Raw genomic sequence first — 19,715 nt, 5'->3', positions numbered from 1 at the left:
CCCTAATGTCCTTACTGCAGGCTTCGCGTGTCGTATCCGGCCGCTTGGAGTCGATGGGCTGCTTCGAGCAACTCGGACGGCACGGGTTCGTCCGGCTGGATCAACCCGGAGTGGGCGTACGAGTCGAGCCGGACGATTTCCCCGGCCAGCATGGAGTAGATCTTCGGCACGGGGATCGAGCCGGCACAGTACTGCTCGAAGGTCACTTCCTGGGAGGTGACCCGCACGTTCTTGTCAGGCCAGCGACGTCGTGAGGTCGCCAGCACGCGGCGCTCGGTGTAGGGCTTCTGCACGATCAGAAATTCGTGCGGGTCGAGTCCCTGGTCCCTGAGAAGCTCTGCCGAGAACCAGAAGTTCTCGCTGGTGTTGGAGGCGAGGCGCTCAAGGACGATGGCCTCCTTGGGCACGTCCGCGGCGGTGAGAATCTCGCGGATCGCGTCTGCCTCGGTGGCGTAGGCGCTGCCCTGGGGCAGGGCGCGAGATCCTCCGGAAGCCAGGATCATCGGCGCGATGCCCTCGTGGTAGAGCTGTGCTGCCCGGTCGGCTACGGCCAGGTCGTGGCCGCCGAATACCAGAAGCCACTCGGCCGGCTTCACCGGCTGACCGACACGTAGGTAGTCCCACAGCCTGTGCGCCGTCTCGGCTTCGGACCAACTCGGCGTCATCGGTGTCCCTCGGGCCGCTGGGCGATCAGTTTGATATAGCTGTGGGCGTGCGGTGCGAACCCTGGATGCGAGTGCTCCGGCTGATCCCTCTCGTAGGTTAGCAGCCTGATGTCCCAATTGCGGTAGAACAGTTCGACTCCGCCGCCTTCGGGCTCGGGAAACACCGGGACCGCGGAGTGCTCCGCGGACAGCGCAGTCGCCGTGCTGAAGAGCGCGACGACGTGAACAGCGCCGGGCGCACTGGCAGAGAGAGCCCGCTCAAGTACGGCCGACTTGTCGCGGATGTAGTGCAAGGATCCGTTGAACAGGACCAGGTTATAAGCGCCCTCCTCGAGAGCCACATCGAGGATCGACTCGTTGAGGACCGTGACCGCAACCTTCTCCTGCCGCGCGAAGTCCTCGATCTTCTGGCAGGCCACGGAACTGAGTTCAACCGCATCGACGTCATAGCCGAGCTTGGCCAAGCGGATGGTGTCGGCCCCTTCCCCGGCGCCCAGGTCCAGGGCGCGCCCCGGAGCGTGACTGGCGGCGATCTTTAGTACGAGGGCGTTGAACGGCGTGTGCAAGTCGGGTTCGAGGCGGTAGCGGTTCTCGCCGCGCCACCAGTAGCGGGCGTGTGCGGCGTACTGCCGGTCGAAGAACTCGCACACGTCCGCGACGTATGTCTCGTCAGGCTCGGTGGCGGTGCTCACCAGGCTCTGGCCTCCTTCAGGCATGTCTCGCACTGGGTTAGGTACCGGTCGTACCAGGGCTGGTCCCGATCCGCGTGTAGCTCCAGCAAGGGCGAGCGTTCCGCCGGCGTCCCGGTGAGGTAGTGCTGCACCACCAGAATCCCGGAACGGTGCGCGGTGTCCAGGCCGACGACGCCCGTGTGTAGGACGTTGTCGGCTACATGCACGCTCACCCGCCGACGTTGCTCCTCGGTCAGGCGCGTTTCGAAGTGCTCGCGGAGCAGGCCCAGGTTCTGAATGATCTTCTGGCGGCGAATCTGCGGATCGACCCCGGCGGTGCGGGCTGCCGGGGCCAGGGCATCACCGTCGGGGTCCATCGCGAGCAACCGGACCGTGCCGCCGGATCGGGCCAGTTCCGTGAGCTCGCCCAGGGCGGCGACGGCTCCTTCGAGGTTGATACCTATGATCAGCACGCTCCGCGAAGCGCGCCCGACCAGGACATCCATCCGCTCGAACGAACTACGAGAGCGAAGAAGCCGTCCCGCCGGCACCGCACCGGCCACCTGCTGGGCGAACTCGTCGAGCCGCGCCTCGATCCGGTGCAGCCGCCCGAGGCGTTCGAGCAGTGCGTCGACGCCCAGGAAACCGAAGAACCCCAGCACGATCTGCCGCTCGGAGACCGCGACGCCGAACACGGTCGGATCGAGGCTCATGACGACGGCGGTTATCACCAAGATGGATGGGATGACGGTGTCGACTTGAAACAGTCCGTGGATCCGGGTTCTCATCGGCCGCTCCCGACGTCGAGAGATCTGCCGGGAGCACGCTCCCAAATCAGCATTCTACAAATCTGGCGGATCAGGCGAAACGACTTTTCGGACAGAGAGATCGAGGAGGATGTCGCCTCGAGCCGGCGAGGGCGGCGCAGAGGCCATGCATACGTAGGCTTAAGCACGGGTAACGGCCGGTGCGGGCGATCACGGCCCTGGCACGGCGTGAGTGCGATCGCACGGGCTTTCCCAAACGCATCTCGAATCCCGCTTCGAGCGGTTAGCCTGGTCGATCATCGCCCGAACGGATGAGGTGTCGAATGAGGCTGCTTCACGCTGCGGATCTCCATGTGGACAGTCCGCTGCGAGGCCTATCCGCCTATGACGGCGCGCCGGTCGAGGCAATCAGGTCTGCCACGCGGCATGCGGTCGGCAACCTGGTCCAGCTGGCGCTCACGCAGGGTGTCGACGCGGTCCTGCTGGCCGGGGACATCTATGACGGCGACTGGCCGGACTACAACACCGGGCTCTTCTTCCGGAACCAGATGCAGCGGCTCGGCGAGGCGGGTGTCAATGTCTACCTCGTCTCGGGGAACCACGACGCGGCCAGCCAGATCACCCGCAAGCTCTCTCTGCCAGGGAACGTGCGCGAGTTCTCCAAGCACAACGCCGAGACGCTGGAGGACGAGGCGCTGGGCCTGGCCGTCCACGGGCAGGGCTACGCGGTCCGCGACGTTACGGACAACCTGGCGATGAACTATCCGGCACCGCGAGCGGGGCTGTTCAATGTAGGGCTCCTCCACACGGCACTCAACGGCCGTGAGGGTCATGCGAGGTACGCGCCGTGCACGGTCGAGCAGTTGCAAGCCCGGGGCTACGACTACTGGGCGCTCGGGCACGTCCACACCCACGAGGTCGTCGCGGCCGATCCACACGTCGTCTTCCCCGGCAACGTCCAGGGCCGCCACGCCAAGGAGACCGGCCGCAAGGGCTGCGTCCTGATCGACGTCGGAAGCGACGGACGTGCTTCGCTCGACTTCCGCGACCTCGATGTCGTGCGCTGGGAGCACCTGGAGGTGGACGCCTCCGACGCCACAGACCTCGACGATGTACTCGGCGAGGTCCGCTCGGCGCTGGCCGGTGCGCACGAACGCGCCGAGGGCCGACTGCTTGCTGCGCGGGTGAGCATCGTCGGCAGCAGCGACGCCCACTTCGAACTCTGGCACGACCACGTGCGCCTGACCACGGAGGTACGGGCCCTCGGCTCTGACTTCGGCGAAGTCTGGATCGAGAAGGTCCGGCCCGCGACCAAGCCGTCTGCCGCCCGCACTGACGCGGCCGGCCTGGCCGAGGGCCTCGGGACGGTCGCCGACCTGCGCCGGACCGCGGCGGGCCTGCGCGCCGACGAGGACGCGCTCCGGAAGCTGGTCGAGCGCTCGCCGCTGGCTGCCAGTCTGCCGCCGGAGGCGCTGGGTCCTACCGCCCTGGACGTCACCGACGCCGGTTGGCGGGCCGTGCTGTTCGATCAGGCGGTAGACCTGCTGGTGGCGATGGTTGAGGAGGGCTCGCGGTGAGGATCGACGAACTGGACCTGGCCATGTTCGGCTGCTTCACCGGACAGGTCCTGAACCTGTCCGGCAGTGGCGTCCACCTGGTCGTGGGACCGAACGAAGCCGGAAAGTCCACCATCCGCCACGCCATCGCCGAGCTCCTGTACGGCATCGACGAGCGGACCTCCTACGACTTCGTCCACCAGTATTCGGACCTGCGAATCGCGGCCCGGCTGCGGGCCGCCGACGGCTCGGTCACCGCGGCGGTCCGGCACAAACGGCGCAACAACCCGCTGACGACGCCAGACGGTTCGCCGCTGGATCAGCGAATCCTGACCGCGCTGACGTCAGGGATGGAGCGCTCGGAGTTCACTGAGTCCTTCGCCATCGACCACGCCGCTTTGCGCCGCGGTGGCGAGGCGCTGCTGGCCGGCCAGGGCAACGTCTCACGCGCGCTGTTCGAGTCACAGTCCGGAATGCGGCTGACCGGCGTCCTGGCCTCCCTGGACAAGGCGATCGAAGACCTGTTCAAGGCACGCGGCAAGAATCCGAAGCTCAACGCCGGGATCGTGCGGCACCGCGAGGCAAGGGCGCGCTTCCGCGATGCGACGCTCAAGCCTGAGAAGTACGACGCGAAGGCCGCCGAGGTGGCGCACGCGCGCAAGCAGCGCGACCGCATCGAGGAGGAACTGAAGCGGGCGCGCCAGGAGTTCAGCCGGCTGGAACGCGTGCAGCGGGCGCTGCCCGTGCTGCGGCGGCTGGAGGACGCCGAGGCTGCGAGGGTGAGGCTGCTCGAGGCGGGGCCGCTGGTCGGCGCCGAGATCGGGAAAACGCTGGCCGACCTGCGCGGCGGGCGTCAGCAGGCCGAGGAGACAGCGAGCGCCGCGGCGGCGCGGCGCGACCGGATCGCGGCGCAATTGGCCGATCCCGCGCTCGTCTACGACGCCCGGCTGCTCGATCAGGCTGAGGCCATCGAGACTCTGTTCGACGAACGCCAGGCGGTCCAGGAGGAGGAGGGTCGTGCGGCCCTCCGGCGTGCTGACGCACTGGCCCTGCGCGGGGAGATCGACGCGCTGCTCTCGGCGGTCCGCGTGTCGGCCAACCTGGACACGGCTGACATCGCGGACGACGTCGTGCTGCGGCCGGGGCTTGCCGAGCAGGTGGCCGGGCTCCAGGAGGCCAGGACACGGCTCGAGGCAGCGCTGGAGGCCGCCGAGCGGCAGGCCCGCAAGCGCCGGGAGGCCCACGCCAAGGCACTCAACGCCGTCCCGGCCGATACCGGCGAGTCCGGTGTGTCGGCCGAAAACCTCAAGATCCTGATCAAGGCGGTCCCCGCGGGTCTCGGCGACCGCATCGCCGATCAGCGCAAGCAGCTCGCGGCCTCGCGGAAGAAGGCTGAGGGCCACGCTGCGCGGCACGGACTGCCGTCCGGCGTCGAGACCGCGACGCTGCCCGGGCCGGAGCAGGTCGCCGACCACCGTGCACGTTTGGAAGCGGCAGCGGACGACGCCGGCCGGGTCCGGCAGCGGATCGAGGACCTGACCTCTACGCTCGACGCCAACCGTCGCAAGCACGCTGCTCTGCTGGCCGTCGACCCGCCGCCGACCGAGGGCCTGCTGGAGACGAGCCGTCAGCAGCGGGACCGGCTGTGGGCCGACATCGCCGCCGCCCTGACGCAGTCGCCTATGACGCCACTGAAGGCAGGGGCGTCGGCGGAATACGCGGCGGCCGTCGCCGCAGCGGACGACATCGCCGACCGCATGCGGCGCGACTCGCAGCGGGTCGCCGAGCGCCTCCAGCTTGAGATCGACATCGACGCCGACCAGCGGCTGCTGGCCCGCGCCGAGACCGCGGCCGGTCAGCAGGCCGAGGAGCGGGCCGCGATCGAGGAGCGGTGGGCGTTGCTATGGGCGGCCTCTGGTCTGGCGGTCCCGGAGCCGTCAGCTGCGCCAGCGGTGCTGGCGGCGGTCGACAACCTGCGCAGCCTGTACGAAGAGATCGACGAGGACCTCGCTGCCCTGGACCTGGACGTCGCAGCAGCCGTGCGGTGGGCGGGCAAGATCCGTGCGGCCCTGCCGGGGACGCCGTTGGCAGCGGACGACGTGCCGGTCGAAGCCGACCTCGGCGAGCTGCTGGTCCTGCTCGAGCAGCGGCACGAGACCACGCTCGCCGCGCTCCGCGCGCGCGAGAAGCGAGAGGGCAAGATCGCCGACGCCCATGCCGAGCTGGCGTCGGCCGACCAGGACCTCGCCGACTGCCGGGCCCGCCGCGACGGGTGGGATCGAGGCTGGGAGCGATTCCTCGCCGACAACCAGCTCACCGGCGACCCGGCCGGGGTGTCCGCCACGATCGCGGCCTATGACGAGATCGCCCGCAAACGCGCCGAAGCCGACGAGGCCGAGCACACCGTACGGGCTGCGGACGAACGCGTGCAGGCTTTCACCGACAACCTCGTTGGCGTTCTCGATGCGTGCGGCCGTCCGGCGTTGGCCGACCGCGCCCGCCGCTACGCCGATGTCGCGTCGCTGCGTAAGGCGTTGATCGAGCACCGCGCGCTGGCAGACCGGCAGTCGGATTTGGCGGCGCGGCTGGCTCAGGCCGATGAGGAGTTCGCCGAGGCCGATGGTTCGCGGCTCGGCTTCGAGCGAGCGCTCGCGGCACTGATCGCCGAATCCGGCGTCGACGACGAGGAGGCGCTGGGCCGGGCCGTCGAGCGGACTGCCGCCGTCGACGGGCTGGACGGCCGGATCGGGACCGACGTCTCCACACTGGCCGACTTCACCAGCGTTCCGTTGCCGACGCTGCGCGTGGAGGCTGCCGAGTGGGAAGACGACCCGGACCGTCTGCGGGCCTGGATTATCGACGCGCAGGCTTCCGTCGACCATCACGACGCCGAGCTCAAGTCGCAGATCAAGGCGCTGGCCGAACTGGAGGTCGACCTCAACGCGATGGACGGCTCAGGGCGCGCGGCCGAGGCGTCCGAGACCGCCGCCGAGGAACTCGCGGCCGTCGTGGAGGACTCCGAGGACTACCTGCGGCTGCACGTGGCCCGGAGCATCCTCGTGCAGTGTATGGAGGACTACCGGGAGGCCAATCAGCACCCAGTCCTGACCAGAGCACAGCAGGTCTTCGGCTGGCTGACCGGCGGACGGTTCCGCGAGTTCGTCACCGACACCGACGCCAAGGGCGCCATGGTGTTCCGGGCACGCCGCGCCGACGGCACTGACGTCGAAGTCGCCGCGCTAAGCGAAGGCACCCGCGACCAGCTCTACCTGGCGCTGCGGCTGGCGTCACTGGACCGCTACGCCGAGGCCGGTCGTGCGATGCCCCTTCTGCTCGACGACGTGTTCATGACGTTCGACGACATCCGGACCGAGGCCGGGCTGGCCGTCTTGGACGAGATGGCCGACCGGTTCCAGGTGATCATGTTCACCCACCACCAACACCTCGTCGACCTGGCGGCGTCGGTTCTGCCGATGGGGCGGTGTCATGTGCACGAACTTTCGGTGTTCGTGCCCAGGCCTCGGGTCCAAGCGGAGCCTGAATCCGGGTCCCGCAGGGACGCCGGCGAGCGGCTGTGCCGGGACTGTGGCGGTCCGCTCCCGGCGCCGGTCGGCCGGGGCCGTCCGGCAGTGCGCTGCGACGAGTGCCGCGGCTGACGCGGCAACCGATCTACAACGCCATGCATGGCGGCGGGCAAACTCTCGCGCGATTGCGCAAGTCCACGAGAGCGCGAACCTACGCCGCCTGCCCGCGGCGACACACCGGTTCTGAGACAGAGGCCACGCGACGTGTCTGGGAGGTCGGCGGTCAGCCCACCAAGAGTCCGGGGCTGCGACCCGACGAACGCGCGCCACCACATGGGCGGCGGGCCTGTCGAGGTGGTTGGCGGTATCGTCGCGGCGGAGATTGGAGGAGTCCCTGGGGAGCAGCAGCCTGAGGCCCTGAGCTACCGTTCGCTGACCAGCAACGTGCGTCCGCGTCGCGCTCTTACCGTCATCGGTTCCGAGGGGGATTGGCGCGCCCGTGCCTACACGCGTTTGTGCCGCCGCGGCTGGAGGGAGCCCCAGCGAATGCCGCACGCCGTTCTCGAATCAGCCTGGCACACCGGCTTGGTGTCCTCACTCTCCCCCTACTTCAGTACCCGCACCTTCGAGATCTGCTGGCAGACTCACGCACGGATCGAGCCTGGTGGATTACGCCGACCAAGCCCTGGTGGATTACGGGCTCTCACGCAGATCTTGTTGCGGTGCCGTCGGGGTCAGGGTTCGTCGGTGTTCTCGATGATGGGGGCGATGAGGTTGTCGATGTGGTCGGGGTCCAGTCCGGCGTTTCGTCGGGCGCGGAGGCGGTCGGCGGCCATGATTCGGCCGTCGGGGTCGTCTTCGAGGTCGTCGGCGGTGATCTCGGCTAGATCGCCGTAGTAGCGGACCAGGCCGGTGGTCAGCCAGCGGGCGGCCTCGTGGTGGTGGTCGTGGGCGTCGAGGGTCTCGCCGATGATGACGAACACGTCCGGGTCGTCGGGGCGCTGCTTGCGGGCTGCGTCGATCTGGGCGAAGGCCTCGTCGGGCCGGTCTCGGGTGAAGAGGAACTCGGCGTAGTAGCCGTGGACGCTGCCTGCGACGTGGCCGCCGTCTTCGAGGGCGGCGCGGAAGAGTTCCTCGGCGGTTTCGTCGTGGCCGGCGGCGGCGTAGTGTTCGGCGCCCTGCCTACTGACCAGAACGAACGCCTCGCCGCGGGGCGTCGAGCTCGGCGTGTCGAGGCAGTTCCGCAGCCGCTGCGCCCGGCTGTCGCCTCGTTCTGCGAGGCGATGCTCGCTGCCAGGGCCCGGGCCCGGTGCGCCGGCACCCGCCCGCGAAGCGACAACACCATCGAGCACGCGCTGGCCACCGTCCGTGACTTCGCCACGCTGCTGATCAGCCGGGGTAATACCGACTGGTCGCTGGTCGATGTCACCGACGTCGAGGCGTTCTTGTCCGATCCGCCCAAGAGCCGCAAGCGTCGCCTCGGGGTGCTGCGGCAGTTCTTTGCCCACGCCCGCGATCGTCGCCTGGTCATGATCGACCCGACACGTGGGCTCTCGGCCAAAGAGCCGCGCGGCTTCCGCGGCCACGCCCTGACCATCGGCCAGCAGCGTGATCTGTTTCGCCGCTGGACCCGCGATGTGCAGGCCCACCCGCACGAGTGCCTGGTCGGGATGCTCGCTCTGCTGCACGGAGCCTCGAGCCAAGAAGGCAGACTACTGACCCTCGACCGCATCGACACCGCAGGCCACAACGTCCGGCTCGGCGAGCGACCGCTGCCTGTGCCGTTGGACCCGGCGAGTTGGCAGGTGCTGCAGAAAGCGTTGGAGCACCGTGCCGAGCAGCGCACCGACAACCCACACGTGATCGTCACCCGGGACACCAAGGCCGGACGATCCCCGGCATCGGCCGCCTATCTGAGCCACGTCCTGGACGGCTGCGGCATCGCGCCCCGCACCATCCGTAACACCCGGCTACTCGAGCTGGTCAACACCATGGATCCCAAGCTCGTCGCCGCCGCGTTCGGCATGGACCCGCAGGGCGTCATGCTCTACCTGTCCGACCGCGTCGACGACGCCAGGCTCGCAGATCTCTAGCCGAGACCCGTGCACAGAGCAAGGAACGCCGTCTGCCAGACTGCGCGCCATGGGACTGTTCGAGAAGGCCGAGCCGGATAACCAAACACCAATAGCTGATCACTCCGAGCTGAGCACCCTGCTGCTTCAAGGCCAGGACATGATCCCGCAACTGGCGCAGGCGCATCGGTCATGGGGCCTGGGCACCGCGGACCGCTGGGGCCTCGACCAGCAGACAGGCTTGATCACCTGGACCTTCCCGGACAAGTCCGCGACCGCACCGGCCCAGATCCTGGCCAGCTACAACCGCAGCTCGGGCTCGTGGATGTGGGCCTGGGCCAACCCAAGCATCCTCCCCGAAATGAGCCGGGCCTCGGGCGAGATCCGCGACTGGGCCCAAGCCCGTGGACACCACACGCTCGCCGAGCCGACGATCGCCGCCGACGATCAGAAGGCCGATACGCTCTCCGCGCTCGCACTACGGATAACCGAGGCCACAGGCTTCTACCGCGGCCCGTCGGGCGCCGCCTTCGCGATCATCACGTTCGGCCCTGTCACCCTCACCGCAAACGACGGAAGCACCTCCACCTTCGCAATCAACATCGGATAGCCGCCGCGCCAGGCCGAACCCGCCTCGTTTCGGCAGCACCTCGCACAAGTTCGCCCGAACATGTGCGCTTTGACCGGCGCCCGGTTGGAGGTCAGGATCATCGATCCGCCGAGGGCGGCGCGCTCGGTGACCAACTCGTAGAGGTCGTCGGCTTGGGTGGCGGTCAGCTCGCGCATGGCGAAGTCGTCGATACCCAACTCACTCAGTTCGGGGATCTGCGGGTCGGGCTGCGCACGGATGAGCGCGAGCAGCAGGTCCCGGCCGACCCTCATGCCCAGCGCTGCGGCCAGGCGCGATCCCGCGCGCCCGGCCAGCGACAGCGCTATAGCAGTGAGCGCGCTGGTCAGAACGGCAGTGCGCCGCGCGTACGGTGTGGTCAGGCCGGGTATCTGCTGGGCGAACGTCACCGCGGGACAGTCCGGGTCAACGCAGCGAAACCGCCGAATGGCGACCTCCAGCCGCACCCGCCGACCGGCACTCGGCGCGTCGGCCAGCGTCCGCTGGTAGCCGCCGTGCGTCCTGGACGAATCCGTGCCGCACCTTACGCATGCAGCAGTCGGACAGTCTGAGGCTACGGCGAACACCACCAGCTCGGAGCGAACCTCTATGGCCATGACACGCGCCGAAGCGAACTGCGGGAACAGTTCCTCATACCCCTGATTTACGCACGCCGACCACGATCGCCGCGAGCGCGCAGTCACCTGCGGATCGACACGTCACCGCTCTGCAACAAGATCTCCGACAGGTTCGCCAGGCCGCTGCGCTGGCCTCCTCGGTGTGTCGACCGTCGCGTTATTCGGCTCTCACGCAGATCTTGTTGCGGTGCCGTCGGGTCGGCGCGTTGTGCGTGGAAGTGGTCGCAGGGGCATGATTCCTGGTTGTGCTTGTGTCTCAGGGCCTTGAAGCCCTCCTTCCGCATCTCGCGAACGTCAGGGTCGAGAGGGTTGGCGTGGATGACGACGGGGTGGAGTTGGTCGTCCGTTCCATTGCGCCGTCGGCGCGGTGTCCGTGGTGCGGGTCGGTCTCGTCACGGACGCATGGCGGTTACCGCAGGATGCTGACGGATACGCCGCTGGCCGGGCAGCGGGTGCGGATCGCGGTGGCGGTGCGCCGGTTCCGGTGCGTGGAAGCCTCGTGTTCAGCGGTGGCGTTCGCCGAGCAGATACCGGGACTGACCTCACCGTTCGCCAGATACACGCCGGTCGCGGGCGGCCTGCTGGCGGCGGTCGCAGTAGCGCTGGCCGGGCGTGCCGGTGCCCGGTTGTGCGCGAAGCTGGGGCTGGCGGTGGGCCCGGACACGTTGATCCGCCGCGTCCGTGCGCAACCGATCCCGGAGGTGCCGGAGATCACGGTGCTCGGTGTCGATGATTTCGCCTTCCGCAAAGGCCAGCGCTACGGAACGATCCTGATCAACATGGCCGACCACCGGCCCGTCGACGTGCTGGCGGACCGCGAAGCCGACACCCTGGCGACGTGGCTTCGCGAGCATCCGGGCGTCGAGGTAGTGTGCCGGGACCGGGCCGGGGCCTACGCCAACGGCATCGCGGACGGGGCGCCCGACGCGATCCAGGTGGCGGATCGCTTTCACCTGTGGAAAAACCTGTGCGAAGCAGCCGGCAAGACGGTCACCGCGCATCACGGGTGCCTGCGACCGCCGGTGGCGGCGCCGGAGGCGCAGGCCGGGGAGCCGGAACCCGGCGTGGGGACCGTGGCGCCGGCCGCGGCGCCCGAACCGGCCGCCGTGATCGTGCCGGAGCGGCGGCTGGTCACCCGGACCCGCGAGCGCTTCGAGGCGGTGCAGTCCCGGCTGGCCGCCGGTATGTCGCGGTCGGCGATCGGCCGGGAGTTGAACCTGGACATCCAGACCGTGCGCCGTTTCGCGAACGCCACCAGTCTGGAAGAGCTGCTGGTCAACTGCCACAACCGCACCACCACCCTCGACGACTACGTCCAACAGGTCAACGAACTGTTCAACGCCGGGCTCGACGGCGCCCAGATCACGATGCGGATCCGCGAGGTGGGGTACACCGGCAGCGAGCAGAGCGTGCGCCGGCATCTACGCCCCTACCGGGTTCCGGGAACCAGCCGCAGCCACCCCGACCCCGTCCGGCGCAAGCCCGCGCCCTCGGCCCCGCCGGTCCCGAAGCCCCGCAAGATCAGCCGCTGGCTCCTGTCCCGCCCAGACCACCTCACCAAGGACGACACCACCGAACTCACGGACCTGCTCACCCGGTGCGAACACCTTCAGCGCCTGCACGAGCACGTGCGCCGCTTCGCCACCATCATGACCGGCCTGCGCGGCAACGAGATCCTCGACTGGATCCAGCTCGTCGAGGCCGACGACCTGCCGCACCTGACCTCCTTCGCCGCCGGGCTACGCCGCGACCTGGACGCCGTAATCAACGGGCTGAGCCTGCCGTACTCCTCCGGCGCTGTCGAGGGCGCCGTGAACAGGCTGAAAACCCTCAAGCGCGGCATGTTCGGCCGGGCCAACCACGACCTTCTGCGCGCCAAGGTACTGATCCCGGCTTGACCGCATAGGCTTGGGCGATGGCCCGCCGCACGCCCCGGATCGTCCCCGGTGACATCGAATACGTTCCCACCAGCACCGCAGAGCAACTCGCGCACGCCGACGCCATGCGCCGGCACGGCCAAGACCACCCGGACTACCGCGCCCAGTACTACGCCGAAGCCGCCGAACACTACGCCGCCGCCGGCCACGACGAAACCGCCGAGGAACTCTTCCGCGCCGCCCTCGAAGACGGCGGCCACGTCGCAGGCAGCCTCCACGGCTACTACGCCGAGTTCCTCTTCACCCGAGACCGGCCCGACGAGGCCCTCGCCCAGATCGACGCAGCCCGCAAGCAGCGCCCCGACGACCCGGACGTGTTCGTCATCATCGGCGAGACCCTCGACGCCCACGACCACCACCACGAGGCCGCCCGCTGGCTGACCACCGGCCTGGTCCGCTACTACGGCGATCTAGCCGAGATCACCGCCGACGACCTCGAAGACGACCCCGACGGCCGAATCATGGCCGCCGACCGCCTCCGCGCCCGACGAAACGCCGGACTGGACCCCGACCACATCGACAACCTCATCGCCCCCATCATCGAGAACACCGACGAACCCTGACCCCGACGGCACCGCAACAAGATCTGCGTGAGAGCCGGATTACGCCGTCGTCGACATGAAGGCCACACCGTGTAACTGCCCGCACGCGGTGCGGTTCAAGACAGAGTGCTGCTACGCTTCCGCGCGGGAGCGCCCGGATCGGCGGTCAGCCCTCGACCGGCCTAGTCAGTCGCTGGAAGACCCAGGAAAGTCCCTGCGCTGAGGGCGTTGTGGACCACAACGCTGGTGGATCGATACTTGCGCCGCGTTGGATGATCTCGCGGACCTCGATATCGAATTGGGTTTCCGGGTGCTGCTCGCCGTATATGTATGTGTCGAGCGCGATCGCTTCGTCGATCAATTCCAGCGCCTCGGGTCTCCGGCCGGATGAGGCAGTAACGAGCGCGAGATGGACGAGTACTGCGGGCAGGTGCTGCTCATCTTCTTCGGAGCCTCCCCGAAGGATCGTCGCAGCCCGTGATAGGTCGGCTTCCGCGGCGGTGAGTCGGAGAGTGACCAGGTGTAGCCGGCCGCGGATGCCCAGTACCTTGGCGTACTGGGCGCAGTCGGTTGTGAAGTACTCCCGAGTCAGTTCTTCGGCTTCGGTAATCCGCTGCTCGGCTAGCTGGAATTCTTGTGCGTCGATCGCGGCGTCGGCATACTGCTGCAAGCCGTCGATCAGTAGCCAGTTGGGCCGGTCGTGTGAGTTGCGCTTGCGGATCTCGTACACAGCCTTCGCCTGCTCAAGCAGTGCCTGCGCATTCCCGGCATAGCGGGCCAGGGAGACGGCGTCCGAATGTAGTTCGGCACGCGTTGCCTCGGGGATATCCGCGTTGCGTGCACGGGCGAGGGCATCGCGGTTCACTGCTTCGGCCTCCTCGATCCGCCCCAGCCGAATCAACGCCTCGGTCTTGATGTGAGCGATCGACGCGATTGTCCACGGTGACTGCGTGGCCAGAGCCTCGGGGATCCGCTCAAGCTGCATGAGTACAAGCTCGGAGCGACGGGCGGGGTCGGCGGTGATGACGAGCGAACTGACGGTGAGTAGCGCCCGCAGATGCGCATTGGCGTCACCGCGTAAGCCGGCCTCATTGATGACGTCGAAGAGCACATCCTCCGCATCCTGCTTGAGGTTGTCGCGGTAGAGCACGCAGGCATGGATGATGCGCAGTTGAAACGCAAGTTGCCACTGAAGCTGGCCCGCGAGAGCTCTATCCCAGAACACGCGGGTAACTCGGTCGGTGAACTGCGAGGGGGTTCCGGATATCCCCACCAGGCCTGCACCCCAGGAGCCGTGGATGGAGAGGTATTGCGCCAGATTGATACACGTGAGTGCGACGGCGGGGCCGAACAAACCTGCTGACATGGCGTGTTCCGCCAGTCGCAGCGCGTGGCTAAGGTGGCGTTCTGCCCGCTCGTCGAGTTCTGCGGCGTCTTTGTTGAGCAGATCTATGAACGGGGCCAGCCCGACCTCCAGCCATGGTTGTGGGTCGCCGCCGAGGCCGCGAGTGATCAACGCCACGAGAGGGTGCACGACCAGCCCCGTGTCGCGCCGCTCGGCCAGCGACATTCCGACCAGGGTGTTGGCAGCCTCCTCCAATGCGTCTTCGTCCCGCACGGCTCGGCGGATGGCTGTGGCGGAAGCACTAGGTTCGGTCGGTTCGAGTCCGTCGCTGGCGACGTAGACGTAGGCGTGGCCGCCGTGGCTGCCCAGCAGGGTTTCATCGAACGGGTCGGCGCTCATGTAGGCGAGCAGTCCAAGTAGTTCGAACGCCGCCGGCTCGCGCTCTCTCGCGGCCTCGATGTTGAGTGCGACGGACTGGACGACGGGTTCCGGGTGTCCGCTGGCGCTGCCGAGGCCGAGCGCGTCAAGCGGTTTGGTTGTCAGCTTGCGCAGGAAGTGCTCGATCGGGCGACGGGTGGCCTGGCAGTAGTTGACGGCTTGGGTGAGAGCGAGGGGGTGTCCGCCGAGGACGCGGACGAGCCGATCACGAAGGTCCGGAAGCGAGGCTGGGAGTACGCTCTCGACGAAACGGCTGGCATCCCCGATGCTCCACGGGCCGAGTTCTACATGCTCGTATCCCTGGTCGAGATGGCCACGCGTCGTGGTGATCAGGACCCGGCATAGCGATTTGCGCGACACGATGCCTCGGAGCAGCGTGACGTCGTCGACTCCGTCGATCACGATGAGGGTCGCACAGTTGCCTGGGAGCTTTGCTGTTACCGGGCCCGCCGCGCGAGCGAGCTCGTCGTTCCACGCGTCGTTATCGCCCCCACCGGCAAGTTGTACCAGGCTACGGATAACGCCGGCTCTGGTGGCGCCGTTGATGAAGATCGGGCGAAAGCTAGCTGCTCTGCTGGCGGCGTAGTGAGTCGCCAGGCTCGTTTTGCCGGATCCGGTGACCCCGTGGATCACCACAGGGCTCACCGGGACGGGGTTGCCAGGCTCAAGTAGGGCATCGAGGCGCAGCACGTACTCATCCCTGCCCGTGAACTGGTCGTCTTCCTCCCACATATGCCAGCCGACATCGGGCAGAAGTTGAGCTTCCAGCCGATCGCAGGTTGCTACGAGTTCGCGCACGATCGTCTCGCGCGCCAGGTAGGTCTTGCGGGAGCGCATTGCGGCACGGAACTCGTGGGCAGCGGCCAGGGTCGCCCCGGCGGCAGCTACCGGCTGCAGCGGGCTGCGGGACTCATTGCTCGCGTAGTGCAAGAGCGTGAGCAGCCGCTCATAACAGCGTGGCGCGGCCTCCGCGCTACGGGGACGATGTTCTTTCAGTAGGTCCACGGTGCGCCGGATGCCGACGTCGGTGATCTCCGCGCGCCGCGGAAGCGGCTCGAGCGGAAGCCGCAATGCCGCCAGGAACTCCAGCGCCTCATCCGGGTTGGACTCTCCGATGTGCTCCTGAATCCGCGCGATGAGCTTCGGGCTCGCGGTGCGCTGTTTCGTGCAGGAGAGCCAGAGCTCGTGGGTTGCGTCCGAGAAGCCTGCGTTGCTCCAAAACGCCACCGTGCACGAGCGCCCGGCGGCGTTCCACTTCGCGTGCAGGTCGGCGAGCACCCGCTCCTTCTTCAGATCAGACCAGCCCCAGCGGCTGTCGCTGCTCTGGTTGGCCTCCCGATGCTTGACCGAGACCAATTCCGGGCGTGCCGGCTCGCGCGGCAACAGGATCAGGTCCGTGGAGCGCTCGACCACGATCCCTTCGAGATCGCGGTGGCCCAGGTGGCCGAGCAGTGCGAGCGCGGCACACTCGTCCTGGTAGGTGAACCCCGCCCGTGACCTGGGTCCTGCATTGCGCAGATCCTCTGGGATGCCGTCGATCCTCGGATCCTGAAGTTCGCCGTCACCGGTCAACTTCCCGTGCTCCTTCGCTTCGCCTGACAACTAGGTGTTAGCGGTGTTGGCCTGGGCCAGCCGCGGCCGCGTTCTGGAGTGTCAAACTCTGCCCCAGCATGTCCGGGCCCCCCATTACCGCGCTGTTGCCGCGGGCCAGGCCAGCGCGCAGCAGTTCACTCGAGCCAAAGTGCTCCAGGTTGCTGCTCGGCGCCGTCACGACCAACGCGACTCCGGCGGCCGCGCCCTTGTTGATGATGGTCTCGGCGATGCGCGTGGCCTCCGCGTACGGAGTGAACACATGCTGGCACTCCTCGATCACCAGCAATAAACCGGCTCGCTCCGGCGTCGGCTCCACCTGGCCGCTAGCCTTGGCACGGTGGCGTACGATGGCGAGCGCGCCGCGCAGTAACTTCAACGTGCCAGGGGCATCTCCAGCGCCCTGATAGGCGACCTTCGCGAAGGGGCCGGGCAACTGGCCGCGGCCGGAGGGGTCGGCCAGCAGAAGCAGAAAGCGTAGCGAGTGCAGTGCCTCGACGATGAGGATTGACACGAGGTTTGATTTGCCCGAGCCGGCGGGGCCCACAATGACGCCGTGCTCGACTCCGCCGCCCGGCTGGTGCAGGCGCCATGAGATTCGGTTGCCGTCAGCATCGGTGCCCGTCTCGAATAGGCCTGTCTCCGGGTCGTAGCTGGGACCCGGGTAGTTGAGGGTTTCGGGTAGCAGCCTCAGGGAGGAAATGGCCTGCTCGTTCAGCACTTCGAGGTCGGCACGCAACCGTTCGGCCGCAAGCTCTCGGATACCCGTGGCGCCGCCGAGGAACGCTATCGTCGCGTCGTGGCGGCAGTGGGCAAGAATCAGATCACGTATATGGGTGTCCGTGTCCGCGCCGCTCTCCTTCAACAGGTCCAGCGCGCGGACACAGAGGCTGGCGGCTCGCGCATACGCAGAGCCCATCTCAGACGCTGAACCGTGTTCTGTGACGTGTGTGCGGCAGCGCTCGGCGGCCGCGCCTATTCGGCTGGCATCGCCGTCGAGATCAACCAAGATCTTTTGGACGAATGTCGCCTGGACCGCGGCCTGGCGCTCGACCCAGATCGAATGATCTTCGCTGCCGGTGTCGAGTTCTTGAGGGCCGGGTCTTTCCTCCTGAAACAGGCAGCTTGCGCCCACCGTCCATACATGCTGGACGTCGTCGTCCTGGCAGCGGCGTTCCTTCACGCATCCTCCCCATTCTCGGGCTACACGCAGTAGCTACGCGCTTGAACGGACTCGCGCAGCCCCAACGCACGGCCCTGCTGACCCGCATGCTCTTGCCGACTGAGACTAACAACGATTACTGATACGGCGAGGCCACGCGCAGGGCGCGTTGTGGCACGCCTTGCCCACGGTCGGGTGCCAGACGTGGCACCCGTGGTCCGTGCGGCTGATAAGTGGCTGTCTCCGGGCACGTACATTGATGGTCGTTGCAGCCTGGAGCGGCGCTTTGAGCTCTCGCAGTTCGACGAGTAGCAGGCGCATCGGGCTCCGCTCACGGTACGACGGAGCCGTTTCAAGACCCGTCGCGGAACGAGCCGCACTGCATGAAGTAGCCGAGCCGGTCATAGAAGTCGGTACATCCTGAATGCAGGGCGGTGGAGATCCCATCGGCTCTCCGCAGCCGCCGGTGCCTCCAGGCCTCTCCTTAGCTCGGAATCGTGTTCGAAGACCAGGGCGTCGCGATGACCGCGGCGTCACCGAAGCTCTCAGGGGCGCGGCCGACCCGTTCATCAACCCCGCATCACAGGTCAGCGGACAGTAGCATTGGCCTTCCGGTGGGATCGATCCGACTTGGGGGCTTGATGATTATCACGGTGGCGGTCGAGAACGATCCCGAGGGCGTTGAGGCGGCGTCGTTGTACCGGTGGCTTTCGAGCGATCCGGATGTCGGCGCACAAGCCGGTCTGTCGCTCACGTCCCAAGGTGTCGAGCCTGGCCGGATGGGCGTCGGCCTAGATCTTGTGCAAGCGGTCATCTCCGATGGAACCGGGTTGGCCGGGCTCGGTGTGGCGGTGGCGAGTTGGCGCGGGACCAGGCCGAAGCACGTGCGCGTCACGCTGAGGTGCGGGGAGAGGGAGGTCACGCTGGAGACCGACGATGCGCGCGTAGCCGAGGAACTCCTACAAGCGCTGGCCTCAGGCTCAGACGGTGCGCGGAGCGGCGAAGAGTGACGAGTCTCGAGCTCTCCGATCCGCAACGCTCTCACGCGATCCTGATCGGGACCTATTCCTACCAGTCACTCGATGAGCTGCCAGCGGTCAAGAACAATCTTGACAGGCTCTCGCAGCTGATGCGTCACCCCGAGGTCTGGGGGCTTCCCGAGGGGAACTGTGTTGTGCTTGCGCAACCGACGCGTGATGAGTTCCTCGAAGCAGTTGACGACGCCACCCGCGACGCCGAGGACTCGCTTCTGTTCTACTATGCCGGCCACGGCCTGACGGACCCCACGACAGGCGAGCTGTACCTGGGGCTGGAGAACTCGAGCACGGACCGGCTCTACCGGTCCATCCGGTACGAGGAAATTCGCAGCCTGCTGCTCGGATCGAACTCCGGCGTCCCCATCAAGGCTCGGCGGAAGGTGGTGATCCTCGACTGCTGCTGGAGCGGCCTGGCACTGAACGGTCAGATGGCGGACGGGCGGGATGTTGCCACGAAGGTGAACGTCAGTGGCTCGTACGTGCTGACTGCCACTGCCGAGACGAGACAGGCGCTCGCCCCACTCGGCGCCACCTACACCGCGTTCACCGGCGAACTGCTGGAACTCATCGAGCTCGGGATGGCGGAGGGTCCGGAGTTCTTATCGATGAACGCCCTCTACCAGAGGCTCGTATATCAGCTCGGCGCGAAACGGCTTCCGATCCCACAACAGCGCAACCGGAACGACGCCGGCGAGATCTGCCTGTTCCGAAACAGATCTTCAGGTGGCACTGCCGATGTGTCGGCGTCTTCGCAGGCGTCGGCGCTGCCGCAGTCGGGAACGCCGTCGAACGTCCCAGTGGGCGTCTCGGGGCAGCTTCCAGGATTGATGTGTGAACTCAAGCGCATCTTCCACGACCCACACCAGCGCATCGGCGTGTATGAACTCTTCACGGGCGAGACTAACCGCGTCGTGGCGGAAGTGAGGGACAGGAGCGCCTTTCCTGTCAGCGGTCGAGACATCGACTACGTGGACCTCCTGGAGAAGTACGAGAGATCGACCGGCACGCTGCTGCCCCTCCTCGCCGTCGGGGCCTTCCCCTCTCTGACAGCCTCGGCTGAGACACCCGGTTTATCGGGTTAGTCTAGATGGGCGAGACAGGAGCACCCCCGGCATGGCCAGCACGACCGATCACGAGCACGACCCGGCGCCGCGCCCGAAGCGT

15 protein-coding genes and 1 pseudogene are annotated in these 19,715 nt (G+C 67.5%); 8 read left to right on the top strand and 8 right to left on the bottom strand.

What is annotated here, in order from left to right; all coding sequences use genetic code 11:
* Nucleotides 1-11: 11 nt before the first annotated feature.
* The 3 genes from KDL01_RS08350 to KDL01_RS08340 are packed head-to-tail and all read right to left on the bottom strand — an operon-like array spanning nt 12 to nt 2,124.
* On the bottom strand, nt 12-665 hold the full coding sequence (locus KDL01_RS08350) for a YdcF family protein (RefSeq protein WP_212527793.1): 654 nt from the start codon (nt 663-665) through the stop codon (nt 12-14).
* A complete protein-coding gene (locus KDL01_RS08345) occupies nt 662-1,357 on the bottom strand; it encodes a class I SAM-dependent methyltransferase (protein ID WP_212527792.1) in 696 nt (231 codons plus the stop codon). The genes KDL01_RS08350 and KDL01_RS08345 overlap by 4 nt, the downstream gene beginning before the upstream one ends.
* Nucleotides 1,354-2,124 carry a DUF5919 domain-containing protein gene (locus KDL01_RS08340; RefSeq protein ID WP_212527791.1) on the bottom strand — a complete coding sequence of 257 codons (771 nt, stop codon included), beginning with the start codon at nt 2,122-2,124 and terminating at the stop codon, nt 1,354-1,356. The genes KDL01_RS08345 and KDL01_RS08340 overlap by 4 nt, the downstream gene beginning before the upstream one ends.
* 302 nt (nt 2,125-2,426) lie before the next feature.
* Between KDL01_RS08340 and KDL01_RS08335 the strand changes: the two genes are divergently transcribed.
* Nucleotides 2,427-3,680 carry a metallophosphoesterase family protein gene (locus KDL01_RS08335; protein ID WP_246576138.1) on the top strand — a complete coding sequence of 418 codons (1,254 nt, stop codon included), beginning with the start codon at nt 2,427-2,429 and terminating at the stop codon, nt 3,678-3,680.
* Complete coding sequence (locus KDL01_RS08330; protein WP_212527789.1) at nt 3,677-7,315, top strand: YhaN family protein; 3,639 nt, start codon at nt 3,677-3,679, stop codon at nt 7,313-7,315. The genes KDL01_RS08335 and KDL01_RS08330 overlap by 4 nt, the downstream gene beginning before the upstream one ends.
* Before the next feature lie 602 nt (nt 7,316-7,917).
* Here the strand turns inward: KDL01_RS08330 and KDL01_RS08325 are convergent.
* Nucleotides 7,918-8,166 (bottom strand): hypothetical protein, encoded by a 249-nt coding sequence (locus KDL01_RS08325; protein WP_212527788.1) that lies wholly within the window; start codon nt 8,164-8,166, stop codon nt 7,918-7,920.
* On the opposite strand from KDL01_RS08325, the gene KDL01_RS08320 reads away from it, so the two are divergent.
* Together KDL01_RS08320 and KDL01_RS08315 are read left to right on the top strand one after the other, a co-directional pair.
* The gene (locus KDL01_RS08320; RefSeq protein ID WP_212527787.1) at nt 8,131-9,276 is read left to right on the top strand and encodes a site-specific integrase; all 1,146 of its coding nucleotides are present in this window, start codon (nt 8,131-8,133) and stop codon (nt 9,274-9,276) included. The genes KDL01_RS08325 and KDL01_RS08320 overlap by 36 nt on opposite strands.
* 49 nt (nt 9,277-9,325) lie before the next feature.
* A complete protein-coding gene (locus KDL01_RS08315; RefSeq protein WP_246576137.1) occupies nt 9,326-9,865 on the top strand; it encodes a DUF6882 domain-containing protein in 540 nt (179 codons plus the stop codon).
* On the opposite strand, the gene KDL01_RS08310 is transcribed toward KDL01_RS08315, so the two are convergent.
* Entirely contained in the window at nt 9,760-10,272 is a 513-nt protein-coding gene (locus tag KDL01_RS08310) for a hypothetical protein (RefSeq protein ID WP_246576150.1), read from the bottom strand. The two genes, KDL01_RS08315 and KDL01_RS08310, sit on opposite strands and share 106 nt — an antisense overlap.
* 30 nt (nt 10,273-10,302) lie before the next feature.
* A pseudogene (locus KDL01_RS45860) lies at nt 10,303-10,479 on the bottom strand (transposase family protein); the annotation flags it as partial.
* 266 nt (nt 10,480-10,745) lie between these two features.
* On the opposite strand from KDL01_RS45860, the gene KDL01_RS08305 reads away from it, so the two are divergent.
* Together KDL01_RS08305 and KDL01_RS08300 are read left to right on the top strand one after the other, a co-directional pair.
* Nucleotides 10,746-12,398 carry an ISL3 family transposase gene (locus KDL01_RS08305; RefSeq protein WP_307846177.1) on the top strand — a complete coding sequence of 551 codons (1,653 nt, stop codon included), beginning with the start codon at nt 10,746-10,748 and terminating at the stop codon, nt 12,396-12,398.
* A gap of 17 nt (nt 12,399-12,415) precedes the next feature.
* Complete coding sequence (locus KDL01_RS08300; RefSeq protein ID WP_212527784.1) at nt 12,416-13,000, top strand: hypothetical protein; 585 nt, start codon at nt 12,416-12,418, stop codon at nt 12,998-13,000.
* A gap of 145 nt (nt 13,001-13,145) precedes the next feature.
* Here the strand turns inward: KDL01_RS08300 and KDL01_RS08295 are convergent, their stop codons facing one another.
* Complete coding sequence (locus KDL01_RS08295; RefSeq protein ID WP_212527783.1) at nt 13,146-16,334, bottom strand: tetratricopeptide repeat-containing protein; 3,189 nt, start codon at nt 16,332-16,334, stop codon at nt 13,146-13,148.
* A gap of 37 nt (nt 16,335-16,371) precedes the next feature.
* Complete coding sequence (locus tag KDL01_RS08290; RefSeq protein WP_212527782.1) at nt 16,372-17,535, bottom strand: hypothetical protein; 1,164 nt, start codon at nt 17,533-17,535, stop codon at nt 16,372-16,374.
* A gap of 476 nt (nt 17,536-18,011) precedes the next feature.
* Here KDL01_RS08290 and KDL01_RS08285 point away from each other — a divergent pair, with 476 nt between their 5' ends.
* Nucleotides 18,012-18,524, top strand: a complete 513-nt coding sequence (locus KDL01_RS08285; RefSeq protein ID WP_212527781.1) for an effector-associated constant component EACC1 — start codon at nt 18,012-18,014, stop codon at nt 18,522-18,524.
* Nucleotides 18,521-19,633 carry a caspase family protein gene (locus KDL01_RS08280; protein WP_212527780.1) on the top strand — a complete coding sequence of 371 codons (1,113 nt, stop codon included), beginning with the start codon at nt 18,521-18,523 and terminating at the stop codon, nt 19,631-19,633. The genes KDL01_RS08285 and KDL01_RS08280 overlap by 4 nt, the downstream gene beginning before the upstream one ends.
* Nucleotides 19,634-19,715 lie beyond the last annotated feature (82 nt).

Origin of the sequence: Actinospica durhamensis, assembly GCF_018139695.1 — a bacterium.
In the GTDB taxonomy this organism is placed as follows: domain Bacteria; phylum Actinomycetota; class Actinomycetes; order Streptomycetales; family Catenulisporaceae; genus Actinospica; species Actinospica durhamensis.
This window is presented reverse-complemented; position numbering and strand designations above follow the sequence as displayed.

Excerpts from the sequence above, each read along its gene's own strand:
- KDL01_RS08350 (WP_212527793.1), bottom strand. The coding sequence starts at position 665 with ATGACGCCGAGTTGGTCCGAAGCCGAGACGGCGCACAGGCTGTGGGAC.
- KDL01_RS08340 (WP_212527791.1), bottom strand. The coding sequence starts at position 2,124 with ATGAGAACCCGGATCCACGGACTGTTTCAAGTCGACACCGTCATCCCA.
- KDL01_RS08335 (WP_246576138.1), top strand. The coding sequence starts at position 2,427 with ATGAGGCTGCTTCACGCTGCGGATCTCCATGTGGACAGTCCGCTGCGA.
- KDL01_RS08315 (WP_246576137.1), top strand. The coding sequence starts at position 9,326 with ATGGGACTGTTCGAGAAGGCCGAGCCGGATAACCAAACACCAATAGCT.
- KDL01_RS08300 (WP_212527784.1), top strand. The coding sequence starts at position 12,416 with ATGGCCCGCCGCACGCCCCGGATCGTCCCCGGTGACATCGAATACGTT.